10 protein-coding genes and 1 riboswitch are annotated in these 14751 nt (G+C 73.3%); of the genes, 6 read left to right on the plus strand and 4 right to left on the minus strand.

Annotated features, from left to right (window positions below):
- Nucleotides 1–149 precede the first annotated feature (149 nt).
- Both dprA and EMA09_RS22035 read right to left on the minus strand, forming a co-directional pair.
- Nucleotides 150–1322 carry a DNA-processing protein DprA gene (dprA, locus tag EMA09_RS22030; protein ID WP_129844189.1) on the minus strand — a complete coding sequence of 391 codons (1173 nt, stop codon included), beginning with the start codon at nt 1320–1322 and terminating at the stop codon, nt 150–152.
- Nucleotides 1319–2932 carry a YifB family Mg chelatase-like AAA ATPase gene (locus EMA09_RS22035; RefSeq protein ID WP_129842715.1) on the minus strand — a complete coding sequence of 538 codons (1614 nt, stop codon included), beginning with the start codon at nt 2930–2932 and terminating at the stop codon, nt 1319–1321. The genes dprA and EMA09_RS22035 overlap by 4 nt, the downstream gene beginning before the upstream one ends.
- Before the next feature lie 879 nt (nt 2933–3811).
- On the opposite strand from EMA09_RS22035, the gene rpsB reads away from it, so the two are divergent.
- The 6 genes from rpsB to rlmN all read left to right on the plus strand — a co-directional run bounded on the left by rpsB (nt 3812) and on the right by rlmN (nt 9475).
- Nucleotides 3812–4699 carry a 30S ribosomal protein S2 gene (rpsB, locus tag EMA09_RS22045; protein WP_129842716.1) on the plus strand — a complete coding sequence of 296 codons (888 nt, stop codon included), beginning with the start codon at nt 3812–3814 and terminating at the stop codon, nt 4697–4699.
- Between the two features lie 130 nt (nt 4700–4829).
- Complete coding sequence (gene tsf / locus EMA09_RS22050; RefSeq protein ID WP_129842717.1) at nt 4830–5666, plus strand: translation elongation factor Ts; 837 nt, start codon at nt 4830–4832, stop codon at nt 5664–5666.
- 199 nt (nt 5667–5865) lie between these two features.
- Nucleotides 5866–6603, plus strand: coding sequence for a UMP kinase (pyrH, locus tag EMA09_RS22055; protein WP_129842718.1), 738 nt, complete (start codon nt 5866–5868; stop codon nt 6601–6603).
- Nucleotides 6604–6637: 34 nt separating this feature from the next.
- Nucleotides 6638–7195: a ribosome recycling factor gene (frr, locus tag EMA09_RS22060; RefSeq protein WP_129842719.1), complete on the plus strand. Its 558-nt coding sequence runs from the start codon at nt 6638–6640 to the stop codon at nt 7193–7195.
- 64 nt (nt 7196–7259) lie between these two features.
- A complete protein-coding gene (locus EMA09_RS22065) occupies nt 7260–8309 on the plus strand; it encodes a phosphatidate cytidylyltransferase (RefSeq protein ID WP_129842720.1) in 1050 nt (349 codons plus the stop codon).
- Between the two features lie 56 nt (nt 8310–8365).
- A complete protein-coding gene (gene rlmN / locus EMA09_RS22070) occupies nt 8366–9475 on the plus strand; it encodes a 23S rRNA (adenine(2503)-C(2))-methyltransferase RlmN (RefSeq protein WP_129842721.1) in 1110 nt (369 codons plus the stop codon).
- Nucleotides 9476–9532: 57 nt separating this feature from the next.
- Here rlmN and EMA09_RS22075 read toward each other — a convergent pair whose 3' ends face one another.
- Entirely contained in the window at nt 9533–9952 is a 420-nt protein-coding gene (locus EMA09_RS22075) for a hypothetical protein (protein ID WP_129842722.1), read from the minus strand.
- Nucleotides 9949–14484 carry a DUF6531 domain-containing protein gene (locus EMA09_RS22080; protein WP_129842723.1) on the minus strand — a complete coding sequence of 1512 codons (4536 nt, stop codon included), beginning with the start codon at nt 14482–14484 and terminating at the stop codon, nt 9949–9951. The genes EMA09_RS22075 and EMA09_RS22080 overlap by 4 nt, the downstream gene beginning before the upstream one ends.
- Before the next feature lie 133 nt (nt 14485–14617).
- Nucleotides 14618–14723: riboswitch (TPP riboswitch) on the plus strand.
- Nucleotides 14724–14751: the final 28 nt, after the last annotated feature.

A 14751-nucleotide genomic window follows, 5' to 3' on the forward strand; every position in this document is an offset into this window, starting at 1 on the left:
CCGTTCTGCAGGGATGCGGACGGGCGGTACAGGTTCTGGCGACAGAACCCTGTGAGCGTAGCGTGACAGTGACGTAGCGGTGCGCACCTGAACCGCGATCGTATATGCGCAGATACGTTCCGCTGCCCGCACGGACGTGGGACGTACGCTCACGCGTCCGGGGGAAGGCCGTCCGCGTGTCGGGCCGCTGTCCGGCACAACTGCCAGCGATCGCCCACGCGTTCGACGAATCCCAGACAGCTCAGCTCCCGCAGCCGCGCGAGGGCCGCCTCCCGGCTCGTGCACGCTCCGGCCGCCACCGCGTCCGCGCCGACCGCGCCGGCGGCCGGCAGAGCGTCGAGCACCTGCGCGGCGGGCGGCGCCAACAGGTCGCGCGGCACGGCGGGTCCGGTCTCCTCACGGGCCAACTCGCCCATGTGGCCCGCCATCTCGACGACCTCGGCGGCGCTGCCCACCAGCACCGCCTCCTCCCGGATCAACTGGTGCGTCCCCGCGGAGAGACCCGAGGTGACCGGTCCGGGCACGGCCATCAGCGCACGGCCGAGCCGCCCCGCCTGCCGCGCGGTGACGAGCGACCCGCTGCGCCGCGCCGCCTCCACGACCACCGTCCCCCGGGTCAACGCGGCGATGACCCGGTTCCGCTGAAGGAATCTGCCGCGTGTCGGATGCTCACCCGGCGGCAGCTCCGCCACGACCAGCCCGCAGGCGGCCACCCGGTCCAGCAGCCCGCGGTGCCCCGCCGGGTACGGGCGGTCCACCCCGCACGCCAGCACGGCGACCGTCGCGCCCCCGACGGCCAGCGCCCCCCGGTGCGCCGCCGCGTCGATCCCGTACGCGGCGCCGGAGACCACCGTCCAACCGCGCTCGGCGAGCGCGCCGGACAGCTCGCCCGCCACATGCGCCCCGTAGTCCGTGCACGCCCGGGCGCCGACGACCGCCACCGACCGAAGGGCGACGAACCGGAGCGAGCACGCGCCGCGCACCCACAGGCCGATCGGGCGCCGCGGCCCGAGGTCGTCGAGCTGGCGCGGCCACTCCCGGTCGCCAGGACACACGAACCTGGCGCCGATCCCGGCCGCCGCCGCCAGATCCCGCTCCGGCTCCGCGCGCGCCGCCCGGCCCCGCAGCCCCGCCCACCGGTCGGCCGACACCCCGGGGAGCCGCCGGTCCTCCCGCAGCGCCCGCAGCACCGCCGTGGCGCCGAGGTCGGCGAGCCACCGGCCGACCACCTCGTCCCCCGGCTCGGCGACCCGGGTCAGCGCCGCGCGCGCCGGCCGTTCCGCACCGGGCGGGTGCCCGACCCCGGGACGCTCCGCCGTCACGGCAGACTCCCGGCCACGCCCGCGCCGCGCCGGACACCCGTCCGCAGCTCCAGGGCCGCGTCCACGTCCTGCGCGGTGGGCCGGTCGTGCCCGGCGAGATCGGCGACCGTCCACGCCACCCGCAGCACCCGGTCGAGACCGCGCGCGGTCAGCAGGCCGCGGTCCATGTCCTGCTCCGCCCTGCCCAGGGCGCCGGGCCGCGGTGCCCAGCGGGTCCGCAGCTCGTGCCCCGGCACATCGGCGTTCACCGTCCAGGGGGTGTCGGCGAACCGGGCGGCGGCACGCTCCCGCGCGGCCAGGACCCGGGCCGCCACCGTCTCCGAACTCTCCCCGCCACCGGCCGCACCCACCAGCTCGGCCCGGCCCACCGGCTCCACCGTCACCCGCAGGTCCACCCGGTCGAGCAGCGGCCCCGACAGCCGCGCCCGGTACCGCCGCACCGCGCTCGGCACGCACTCGCAGTCCGCCGAGGCCGAGCCGTGCCGCCCGCAGGGGCACGGATTCGCCGCGAGGACCAGCAGCACACGGGCCGGCATCCGCACGACGCCCGCCGACCGGGCCACCACCACGTGCCCCGACTCCAGCGGCTGCCGCAGCGCGTCGAGGATCTGGCCGTTCATCTCCGCCGCCTCGTCCAGGAAGAGCACGCCGTGGTGCGCGAGGGAGACCGCGCCGGGCCGCGGCACCCCCGTGCCGCCGCCGACCAGCGCCGCCATCGACGCCGAGTGGTGCGGGGCGCAGTACGGGGGCCGCTCGATCAGCGGGCGGCCCGGCGGCAGCGCCCCGCCCACCGAGTGGACGGCGGTGACCTCGAGCGCCTCCCGCCGGGTCAGCGGCGGGAGGATGCCCGGCAGGCGCTCGGCCAGCATCGTCTTGCCCGCCCCCGGCGCGCCCTTCATCAGCAGGTGGTGCCGCCCGGCCGCCGCAACCTCCAGCGCCCGGCGCGCCAGCCGCTGGCCGGACACCTCCGCCAGGTCGGGCCGCAGCTCCTGCGGCGGCATCCAGTACTGCCCGGCCACCGGCGGCCCCTCCCAGCCCGGCACGGTGAGCGCGGGCGGGCCGCCGGGCTCCCCGGGAGCGGGCTCGTCGGGCACCGGCTCGCCGGCCAGCACCGCGATGAGCTGCCGCAGGCTCCGCACCCCCAGGACGGCCACCTCCGGGACGAGCGACGCCTCGGGCACCGTCTGCTCCGGTACCACCACCCGCCGGTAGCCCGCGCCGGCGGCTGCCAGCACGGCGGGCAGCACCCCACGCACCGGCCGCACAAGCCCGTCGAGCCCCAGTTCGCCGATCATCAGCAGCTCGGCGACGGACCGCGGGTCGATCCGCTCCGACGCCGCGAGCACGCTGCACGCCACCGCCAGGTCGAAACCGCTGCCGCACTTCGGCACCGACGCCGGGCTCAGCCCGACCGTCAGCTTCTTCTGCGGCCACTCCGCGCCCGAGTTGATCACCGCGGCGCGCACCCGGTCCCGGCTCTCGCTCAGCGACTTGTCCGCGAGCCCGACCAGGGAGAAGGCGGCGATCCCCGGCTCCAGGTCGGCCTGCACCTCCACCACGACGCCCTCGACCCCGGTGAGGGCGACGGCGCTCGTCCGCGCGAACCCCATCACGCCACCCCCGCGCGTGCTCCACGACCGGTGCCCCGCGGTACGGCACCAGCACGCCCACCAGGTCGATCCGCACACCGCCGGGCGGCACGGGGCGGTGCTCGGCGAGCCACCGCTCCGCCAGCCACATGGCGGCCAGCTCCCGCAGCCGCAGCGCCTTGCGGGGGCCGACGGCCGCCATGGGGTGCTCGAACGCGCCGGCCCTGCGCGTCTTCACCTCGCAGACCACCAGCGCGCGCCCGCCCGCCGGCTCCTGCGCCACGATGTCGATCTCACCCGCGCGGCACCGCCAATTGCGGTCGAGGACGGTGAGCCCCGCCGCGCGCAGCCGCCGCGCCGCGAGGTCCTCCCCGAAGCGGCCGAGAGCACCCCGGCCCCTGCCCCGCGCGCGGGGCGCGCCGCGTCCGCGGCCCGTGCCCCGCGGGGGCGCGTGCGCCCCGGGCGGCACCCCGGCCGCGCCCCTCGCACCCGGCACGGCGCCCGTCATCCTCGTACGGTCCATTCCGCGTCACCTCCGGGGACGAGCGTGCACCGGCCGCGGCGACGAAGTGGATCTTGATCGCCCCCTGTGGAAAACCCGGCTTTTGTGGACAACTCCGTCACTCTTGTGAGTGACGTTCTGGTCACGCGGCCCCTCCGGTGGCCTGTCGCCCCGTGTCGCCGGGGTCCCGTACACTTCTCGTGGCGATCCGGCGACCCGGATCGACCTCGCACGCCCCGCCACTCCGGCGGCCCGGCTCCGAGCCGGGTGTCCCGGTGGCCGCGCACCTCGGTCCTCGGAGCGGTCTCTTACGACGGCTCCAGGCTCAGCGCGCCGGGGCGTCAGGGGCACCGTCCGCCGGACGGTGCCGACAACCGAGCGTCACAAGGAGAACGGCCATGGCCGTCGTCACGATGCGGGAGCTGCTGGAGAGCGGCGTCCACTTCGGGCACCAGACCCGCCGCTGGAACCCGAAGATGAAGCGCTTCATCTTCACCGAGCGCAACGGCATCTACATCATCGACCTGCTCCAGTCGCTGTCGTACATCGACCGCGCCTACGAGTTCGTCAAGGAGACCGTCGCGCACGGCGGCACCGTGATGTTCGTGGGCACCAAGAAGCAGGCGCAGCAGGCCATCGCGGAGCAGGCGTCCCGCGTCGGCATGCCGTACGTCAACCAGCGCTGGCTCGGCGGCATGCTCACCAACTTCTCCACCGTCCACAAGCGGCTGCAGCGCCTCAAGGAGCTGGAGCAGATCGACTTCGAGGACGTCGCCGCCTCCGGCCTCACCAAGAAGGAACTGCTGGTCCTCTCCCGCGAGAAGGCCAAGCTGGAGCGCACCCTCGGCGGTATCCGCGACATGCAGAAGGTGCCCAGCGCCGTCTGGATCGTGGACACCAAGAAGGAGCACATCGCCGTCGGCGAGGCCCGCAAGCTCAACATCCCGGTCGTCGCGATCCTCGACACCAACTGCGACCCCGACGAGGTCGACTACAAGATCCCGGGCAACGACGACGCGATCCGCTCCGTCACCCTGCTGACCCGCGTGATCGCCGACGGCGTGGCCGAGGGCCTGATCTCCCGCTCCGGCGCGGCCGCCCAGGCCAAGGAGGGCGAGAAGCCGTCCGGCGAGCCGCTGCCCGAGTGGGAGCGCGAGCTGCTCGTCCGCGACGAGGAGCAGCAGCAGACCGGTGAGCAGCCGGCCGCCGAGCAGGCCGCCGCCGAGGCGCCGGCCGCCGAGGCCGAGGCCGAGAACGAGGCCCCGGCCGCCGCCGAGCAGGCCTGAGCCACACCAGCGTGACGGCCGGGGGACGGCGGACGCGTGCGCGCCACGCGCCGCGCGCCGTCCCCCGGCCCGCCGAATTCACGGGATCGCCACCGATCCGATCGACTTCCTGGAAGAGAACTCAGTAACCATGGCGAACTTCACCGCCGCCGACGTCAAGAAGCTCCGGGAGCTGTCCGGCGCCGGCATGATGGACTGCAAGAAGGCGCTGGACGAGGCCGAGGGTGATGTCACCAAGGCCGTCGAGATCCTCCGCGTCAAGGGCCAGAAGGGTGTCGCGAAGCGCGAGAGCCGTACCGCCGAGAACGGCGCGGTCGTCTCCGTCATCGCGGACGACAACACCTCCGGCGTCCTGGTCGAGCTGAAGTGCGAGACCGACTTCGTGGCCAAGGGCGACAAGTTCCAGGCCGTCGCCGAGGCGATCGCCCAGCACGTCTTCGCGACCGCCCCGGCCGACCTCGCTTCCCTGCTGGCGTCGGAGATCGAGTCCGGCAAGAGCGTCCAGGCGTACGTGGACGAGGCCAACGCCACGCTGGGCGAGAAGATCGTCCTCGACCGCTTCGCCCGGTTCTCCGGCGCGTACGTCGCCTCCTACCTGCACCGCACCAGCCCCGACCTGCCGCCGCAGGTGGGCGTCCTGGTCGAGCTGGACAAGGAGAACGCGCAGACCGCCAAGGACGTCGCGCAGCACATCGCGGCGTTCGCCCCGCGCTTCCTGAACCGCGAGGTCGTCCCCGCCGAGACCGTCGACAGCGAGCGGCGCATCGCCGAGGCCACGGCCCGCGAGGAGGGCAAGCCGGAGGGCGCCCTGCCGAAGATCGTCGAGGGTCGCGTCAACGGCTTCTTCAAGGAGAACGTCCTCCTCGACCAGCCGTTCGCCAAGGACAACAAGAAGTCCGTGCAGAAGGTGCTGACGGAGGCCGGCGTCACCGTCGCGAACTTCGCCCGCTTCCGCGTCGGCGCCTGACCCGCCGCCCGCGACCGCGCCGCCGTGCCGCCGGCGGCCGGACGGACCCGCCCCGCTATTGTCGGGCGGAAGGCCGTCCGGCCGCCGCCCCGCGCACAGGCCGGGACGACCGTAGTTGTGACGAGGAGGCCACTGCTTCGACGGAACCCAGCGGAACCGCCGGCAGTGGCCTCCTTCGTGTGTGCCCGAGGAGAGTGCCATGCATCAGGACGACAAACCCAGGCGTTTCCTGCTGAAGCTGTCCGGAGAAGCCTTCGCGGGCGGCGGCGGACTCGGCGTCGATCCCGACATCGTGCACAAGATGGCCCGGGAGATCGCCGCCGTCGTACGGGACGGGGCGCAGATCGCCATCGTCATCGGCGGCGGCAACTTCTTCCGTGGCGCCGAGCTGCAGCAGCGCGGCATGGACCGAGCCCGCTCCGACTACATGGGCATGCTCGGCACGGTGATGAACTGCCTCGCGCTCCAGGACTTCCTGGAGAAGGAGGGCATCGACTCCCGTGTCCAGACCGCCATCACCATGGGGCAGGTCGCCGAGCCGTACATCCCGCTGCGCGCCGTGCGGCACCTGGAGAAGGGCCGCGTGGTCATCTTCGGCGCCGGCATGGGCATGCCGTACTTCTCGACCGACACGACCGCCGCGCAGCGCGCCCTCGAAATCCACGCCGAGGCGCTCCTCATGGGCAAGAACGGCGTCGACGGCGTCTACGACTCCGACCCGGCGCGCAACCCGGGCGCGGTGAAGTTCGACTCCCTCGACTACGGCGAGGTCATCACGCGCGATCTGCGCGTCGCCGACTCGACGGCCATCACCCTGTGCCGGGACAACCAGTTGCCCATCCTGGTGTTCGAGCTGCTCGCCGAGGGCAATATCGCCCGTGCGGTAAAGGGTGAGAAGATCGGCACACTCGTAGGCAGCCAGGGCCGCCGGGCCTGACCTACCTCTTTCCTACGCGAACCAGGAGCACGTGGTGATCGAAGAAGCCCTCCTCGAGGCCGAGGAGAAGATGGAGAAGGCCGTCGGCGTCGCCAAGGACGACCTGGCGGCCATCCGTACCGGCCGTGCGCACCCCGCGATGTTCAACAAGATCGTCGCGGAGTACTACGGCACCAAGACCCCGATCAACCAGCTCGCGTCGTTCTCCGTGCCGGAGGCGCGCATGGCGGTGGTCACGCCGTTCGACAAGTCGGCGCTGCGCAACATCGAGCAGGCCATCCGCGACTCCGACCTCGGCGTCAACCCGACCAACGACGGCCACATCATCCGGGTTGTCCTCCCCGAGCTGACCGAGGAGCGGCGCCGCGAGTACATCAAGGTCGCCCGCACCAAGGGCGAGGACGCCAAGATCTCGATCCGCGGCGTCCGGCGCAAGGCGAAGGAGAGCATCGACAAGGCCGTCAAGGACGGCGAGGTCGGTGAGGACGAGGGCCGGCGCGGCGAGAAGGAGCTCGACGACACGACGGCCAAGTACGTCGCCCAGGTCGACGAGCTGCTGAAGCACAAGGAAGCCGAGCTGCTGGAGGTCTGACCGCCGCCCGGCCGGGGCGGCCCGGCCGGCGCCCGCCATCGCGAGGACGAGGACGCACCCAACCGTGAACGAATCTCCCTGGGGACCGCCCCGGGCCACCGGTTACGTCACGCCGGGCCAGCCGGCACCGGCCGGGCCGGCGACCCGGCCCCTGCCGCAGCAGGCCGCGCCCGGCGGTCCGCGGACCGTGCCGGTGCCGTCGGCACCGGCACGGTCCGCGGTGCCCGCCCCGGCGGGTCCCGTGCATGATGCGGCGCCGGCGGCGCAGACTCGGCCTATGACGGAGCAGCAGCCCAGGAAGCGCGCGGGCCGCAACCTGCGCGCGGCGATCGGGGTCGGGGTCGGGCTCGGCGCGGTGGTCGTCGTCTCCCTCTTCGTCTACAAGCCGGTCTTCGTCGGCGTCATAGCGGTGGCCGTGGTGGTCGGGCTGTGGGAGCTGTCCTCCCGGTTCGCCGAGCGCAAGGACATCCATGTGCCGCTCCCGCCACTGGCGGTGGGCGGCGCCGCCATGGTCGTGGCCGGCTACCTCGGCGGCACGGAGGGCGCGTGGGTGGCGACGGCGCTGACGGCGCTCGCGATCCTGCTGTGGCGGATGTTCGGACCGCCGGACAACTACCTGCGCGACGTGACGGCCGGCATCTTCACGGCGCTGTACGTGCCGTTCCTCGCCACCTTCGTGGCGCTGATACTGAGCGCGGACGACGGGCCGCGGCGGGTGCTGACGTTCCTGCTGCTGACCGTCATCAGCGACACGGGGGCGTACGCCGTGGGCTGGCGGTTCGGCCGCCGCAAGCTGGCGCCGCGCATCAGCCCCGGGAAGACGCGCGAGGGCCTGCTCGGGGCCGTCACGTTCGCCATGGCCGCCGGTGCCGTCGTGATGCCGCTGCTGATCGACGGCGGCACGTGGTGGCAGGGCCTCGTCCTCGGCCTCGGTGTCTCGGCCAGCGCGACGCTGGGCGACCTCGGCGAGTCCATGATCAAGCGGGACCTCGGCATCAAGGACATGGGCACCCTGCTCCCCGGGCACGGCGGGATCATGGACCGGCTCGACTCCATACTGCCGACCGCCCCCGTGGTGTGGCTCCTGCTGCTGGCCTTCGTCGGCGCCGGCTGAGGCGGCACCGGGCGGGCCGGACGGCCGGTCCGGCGATCTGCGACACTGGCAGGACCATGCCTGCACCTGGAGAACTCACCTTCATCGCGCCGCGCGGGGCCGCCAGGCCGCCGCGGCACCTCGCCGACCTCACGCCCGCCGAGCGCCGGGAGGCCGTCGCCGCGCTGGGGGAGAAGCCGTTCCGCGCGCGCCAGTTGTCGCAAGCCTACTTCGGCCGCTTCACCGCGGACCCGGCGGACTGGACGGATGTCCCGGCGGCCGCCCGTGAGCGGCTCGCGGCCGAGCTGCTGCCGCCGCTCATGACCGAGGTGCGGCACATCACGTGCGACGAGGGCGCCACCCGCAAGACCCTGTGGCGCCTGCACGACGGGACGCTCGTCGAGTCCGTGCTGATGCGCTACCCGGACCGGGTGACGATGTGCGTCTCGTCGCAGGCCGGGTGCGGCATGAACTGCCCCTTCTGCGCCACGGGGCAGGCCGGCCTCGACCGCAACCTGTCGACCGCCGAGATCGTGCACCAGATCGTGGCCGGGATGCGGGCGCTGCGCGACGGCGAGGTGCCGGGCGGCCCAGCGCGCCTGTCGAACATCGTCTTCATGGGCATGGGCGAGCCGCTCGCCAACTACCGCAGGGTCACCGGCGCGATCCGGCGGCTGACGGACGCCGCGCCGGACGGGGTGGGCCTGTCCCAGCGCGGGATCACCGTGTCGACGGTGGGGCTCGTGCCGGCGATGCGGAAGTTCGCCGAGGAGGGCTTCTCCTGCCGTCTCGCCGTCTCGCTGCACGCGCCCGACGACGAGCTGCGCGACACCCTCGTCCCGGTGAACACGCGCTGGAAGGTCCGCGAGGTCCTGGACGCCGCCTGGGAGTACGCGGAGCGGTCGGGCCGCCGCATCTCGATCGAGTACGCGCTCATCCGTGACATCAACGACCAGGCGTGGCGGGCCGACCTCCTCGGCCGGCTGCTGAAGGGCCGCGGCGCGCACGTCAACCTGATCCCGCTGAACCCGACGCCGGGCTCGAAGTGGACGGCCTCGCGCCCGGAGGACGAGCGGGCGTTCGTCGCGGCGCTGGAGGCGCGGGGCGTGCCGGTCACCGTGCGGGACACGCGGGGCCAGGAGATCGACGGCGCCTGCGGCCAGCTCGCGGCGGTGGAACGGGCCTGATCCGTAAGGGGCGCGGGTGGGCAACACCGCGTCCCTCCTTCGCGGATCACGGGCGCCTCAGCCGGTGGCCCTCCGGCCTGCCATGACGGCGTCGATGAAGGCGTCCGGCGGCCGGTAGCGGTGCGCCGTCACGTAGTGCAGCACGAGGGTCGGCGCGATGAGGAGGGTGCCGTCGGGCGCGGCCACCCTGACCTCCGCCGTCCCGAGGGTGACCGGCACGCCGCCCACGGCCGTCCTGACGGGCTTCCCCGGCGCGGCGCCGGGGCGGTGCCACAGGCCGCACGGGTGGAATCCGCGGGTGACGGCCCGGCGGTCGTCCCGGCACAGCAGGGCCAGCGCCTCGGTGAAGGCGGGCGGTACCGCGCCCTTCGGATGGCGGTGGAAGGGAGCGAGCCACCCGACGTTCAGGGCGTGCACGCCGGGCTGGACGGTCTCCGGGAGGTAGGAGTAGGGGGACAGGTCGGTGTAGTGGGTCACACGATGCTCCGGCAGGCGGACCAGTGGACCAGACCGAGGTTCGGCTGTAGCAGTTCCGACAACCGTACCGGCGAGTCCACGGTGAACGGGTCGCCGTAGGCTTGCATATCGGCGTCCAGCGGATAAAGGCGGTAGTTCGGGATGCGGGTGCCCGGTCCGGCGATTTCGACGGGCACGGCGTTGACCGAACCCACCATCTGACCTCTGTCGAAAATGGCCACCGGCCCGCCGAGGTTCACCGAGATGCCGTCCTGGTACGACAGGGCCTCACCGTGGCGTGAGTAGAAGGCGATGGCCGTCCCTTCCGGAACCACGGTGGTACGGCGGAAGAGCGACCACCGGGGGAAGCCGCCGTGGCCGTCGAACACCAGCTGGCGGTCCGGGCGTCCCCAGGGCATGCGGGCGCGGTAGGGGGTGGGGGAGCAAGGGGTCAGGCCGAGCGGGTCGGCCAGCTCCTGCGGGCGGGGTACGTAGGCGACGGGGTTCGGTGCGGGGGACAGGCCGAGGGGGTCGGCCGAGGCGTACCGGCCGGTCGCGGGGTCGTAGTGGCGGTGCAGGTTGTAGTGCCAGCCGGTCTCCGCGTCGGCGTACTGGCCCGGGAAGCGCAGCGGAGTTGAGGCCGTGGCGCCGCTGCCGGTCGTCGTGAGGCCCCAGTGCGTGGCGTCGGACTGCCACGCGAGGGCGCCGTCGTCGGTGATGAGGGCGGTCGGGGAGCCCACGAGGTCGGTGAGCAGCGCGTGGAAGCGTTCGCGTACGGCGTCGTCGTTCGCCCGGTCGGTCTGGGCGACGGGGATCAGGCCGTCGAAGTCCCAGCTCACGGTACGGCCGGGCAGGCCGGGGCCGGTGGTGGTCTCCTCGACCAGGACGGACCCGGACCAGGTGAAGGCGGTGCGCTCGGCGACCGTGCCGTCCGGAGCCAGGCGTTCCTTGGCGGTCCGTCGGCCGAACGGGTCGTAACGGTACTGCCACACCGTGCCGTCCGGTGTGGTGGTGGAGGTGAGACGGTCCTCGGCGTCCCAGGTGTACCGCCAGGCGGTCGGAGAGCCCTCGCGGCGCCGTTCCACGATGCGGCCCTCCGCGTCGTGGGTGCAGTGGAACCCACCGGCGCGCACCAGGCGCGTGCCGTCGAGGACGCGGGGGCCTGCGGCGGTGTCGTCGTGGTGGGCGGTGGACCAGTCGGCGTGGGTCTGGTTGCCGGCCGCGTCGTAGGCGTACCGCTCGTGCCGGTCCGGAGCGTCCACAGCGGTGACGCGGCCCTCGGCATCTGCCGTGAGGACGGCCGTGCCGAGGATGTCGTCCCCGACGGTGACGGGGCCGCGCCCGGCGCCGTACGACCAGGTGCGGCGGTGGGTGGTCCGGTCCGCGGCCGTGACCGTCTGGCCGGTGCGGCGGGCCAGGGCGTCCCACTCGTGGGCGATCGTGGCGCCCGTGTCGAGCGTGCGGAGGGTCTCGCGGCCGGCGGCGTCGTGGGTGAGGCGGAGGGTACGGGTGCCGGAGGTCATGGCGGTGGGGGCGCCGGCCGTGTCGTAGGCCCAGGCAGTGCGGTGGCCGGACGGGGTGGTTCTGGCCAGGACGCGACCGAGGGGGTCGTACGTCTGCGTGACCTTGGAGCCGGCGTTGGTCTCGGCGGTGACGCGGCCCAGGGCGTCGCGCTCCTGGCGGACCTCCGAGCCGGGTCCGGTGGCGCGGACGATCCGGCCCGCGGCGTCGAACGCGAAGTCCGTGCGGACGCCGTCCACGTCCTTGGCGGTGACCCGGCCGAGCGCGTCGTGCTGGTGGGTGACGGTCTGGCCGAGCGCGTTGACGCGGGCGGTCAGGCGTCCCGCGGCGTCGTGCCGGTAGGTGACGGTCCGGCCGTCGAAATCGTTTTCCGAGACGAGGCGGCCTGCGGCGTCGTGCCGGTAGGTCCATGTCCTGCCGTCGGGGCCGGTCACCCCGATGACGCGCAGCTCGGTGTCGTGGGTGAAACGATGTACCGCGCCGCCGGGCTTCGTCTCCGTCACGGTCACGTCGAACGGGCCGTACGTGTAGCGGGTCGTGGCGCCGGACGGGTCGGTGTGCGAGAGGCAGTTGCCCTCGGCGTCCCAGGTCCACGTCTCGCGGTTGCCGTGCGGATCGGTGTGCCACAGCGGTGAGCCGTCCGTCGTCCAGCCCATCTGGTGCACCGCGCCGAGCGGGTCTGTGATGCTCACGGGCCTGCCGAACGCGTCCCGCTCGTAGCGCACCGTCCCGCCCGACGGATCGGTCACGGCCATGGTCAGGCCGGCCGCGTCGGTCTCCGTGCGGGTGGTGCCGCCGAGGGGATCGGTGACGGACGCCAGCCGGCCGCCAGGCGCCCAGGACCAGCGCGTGACGTGTCCCGCCGGGTCCGTGAGGGCGGTCGGGTTGCCGTGGTCGTCGTACTCCTGGCGCCAGGTCGTGCCGTCCGCCTCGACGGCCAGCGTCTGCTGCCCGGCCGCGTTGTACTCGGCGCTCAGGACGGCCCCGTCCGGGCGCACCATGCCGGTCATGTCGCCGTTGTCGTCGTAGGAGTAGGCGGTGGTGTGGCCGAGAGGATCGGTGATCGACAGGAGGCGGTCGTAGCGGTCCGTGGTGCGGTGCATCGTTCCACCGAGCGGATCGGTCTCGGCGACGAGCTGGTAGCAGTCGTTGAACTGGTAGACGGTGGTGTGGCCGAGGGAGTCCGTGAACAGCGTGCGGTGGTGGGCCTCGTCGTACTCGACGGTGCTGGCCAGGAACCCGCCGGTGCCGTCCGTGGCGACACAGCGGCCCGCTTCGTCGTAGGTGTATCGGTACACCATGCCGTTGCGGTCGGTCCAGCCGGTGAGCCGGCGGCGTCCGTCGTACGTCAGGCGCAGCGGACGGTCGTGCTCGGGGTCGTGGACCGCCGCCAGGTTGCCGCGCTCGTCGTAGGCGTAGCGGCGCAGGAGGGGCCGGTCGGGGGCGCTGAGGAGGCGGAGTTCGGTGACGCGTCCGTCGTGCGTGGTGATGCCGACGTGGTACCCCGCGTCGTGGACCAGGCCGGTCGGGGCGCCCTGCTCGTCGTACGTGACGCTGATCCGGTTGCCGTTGCGGTCGGTCAGGGCGGTGAGGGGGAGTTCGCCGCCCAGGCGGCCGGGGATGGGCGCGAAGTGCAGCGTGTGGCCGGTCGCGCGATCCGTGACGGTGAGCGGGCTGCCCGGCCCGTCCTCCCAGGCCAGGGCGTGACGGGGGCCTTCCACGGGCATGACCGGGGCGTCCGGCAGCGGGCGCGGGTAGTACAGCGTCATGCCGTCCTCGGCACACAGGCGCACGCCCTCCGCGTCGAGCACGAGCCGCTGGTCGAGGGTCGAGGCCCAGGAGCGGCCGAACCACGTACCCGAACGGACCGAGCTGCGGTGGTGGCGCCGCAGGACGAGCGGCAGCACACCGGGCAGGTCGACGTCCGTCGCGGACAGGACGACCTCACCCGTCGCCATGTCGATCGGGTCCGTGCGGCAGGTCAGGCCGCGGATGTCACGGCCCGCGCGCCGGATCGCGGGGCCGAGGCCACGCACGCCGGCCGACAGGCCGCGCATGCCGGTACGGGCGGCGGCGAGGCCGCCCTTGAGCCCCCGGGCGAGGCCGCCGAGGGTGGTGATGCCCTTCATGCCGGGGATGCAGTCGAGCAGCGCCAAGCCGACGTCGAGGAGGCCTGCCCTGCCCTGGCTGTACTTGATCAGTGTGTCGGCGAGGACGACGAGGGCGGCGGCGAGGACGACCCAGGCCAGCGGCCCGCCGATGATCATGACGACGATGCCGAGGACGGCGACGACCACCTTGCAGACGTCGACGATCGTGTCCCAGTTCTCCGACACCCAGTGGAAGGCGTCCTCCCACCACTTCCGGTTGTGGATGCCCGCGTCGGACGCCTCGTCGATGTCGCGGGCCGCGTTCCGGGCCGCCTCCTCGCGCATCTCCTTCGCCTGCTCGGCCAGCCGGCGCGCGGCGGTGAGACGTTCCTGCGCGTCGTCCACCCGGTCGCGCGCCGCGTGCCTGGCCGTCTCGGCCGCCGTCCGCTCGCGCGTCGCGGCACGCACCTCGCTGTCGTCCGGCGGCTCGGCGTCCGTCCGTTCGCCCGCACGCTCCAGACGGTTCACCTCGTCCCTGGTCTGCCAGACCTGCTCCCAGGCGGCGTTCAGGTCGGCCTGGGCCGCGGTGAGGTCGGCCTGCGCGGCGACGGCACGTTCCAGCGCGCGGTCGGCCTGGCCCTGCGCGGTCTCCAGCTTCGGCCAGTAGGTGTGGAGCGCCTGCGCGCACAGGTCGTAGGAGTTCTGGAGCTTGGTGAGGTTGTCCGGGACGCCGTCGAACTCGTCGCGGAACGCCTCGGCCGACAGCCCCGACCAGTCCTGCACGGCGCGGTCCCCGGCCATGCCCCTGATCTTCCCCAGCGCCTCGCCGACATCGTCGGCGAACGTCTGCAATTCGTCTGCGAGAGTGCGAACGTCGGCCGGGTCGCCAGGAGTTGGGTCCGAGTCCATGCCCAGGGGCGACCAGTCGGAAGCTCGTGCCATGTGCGTATCCCTGACGTGCTGGGCGAATGTGCTGAGGCGAACATACCTTCGCCCCCGATCCGTCCTTTCGGGTGGCACCCGTCCGGCTGATATTGTTGCGTGACGAGTACACAATCAGGACACACCGTCCACGACATTCCGACAGGGGAGCGCTCGCAGCGCTGAGAGTGCGGCATCGGCCGCAGACCCTCGAACCTCGCCCGGGTCATGCCGGGTAGGAAGTTCGGATCACTCTCTCGTGCCTGCCTGCGCGCGCCCGCGCGGAGA

Source organism: Streptomyces sp. RFCAC02, assembly GCF_004193175.1.
Taxonomy (GTDB): Bacteria; Actinomycetota; Actinomycetes; order Streptomycetales; family Streptomycetaceae; genus Streptomyces.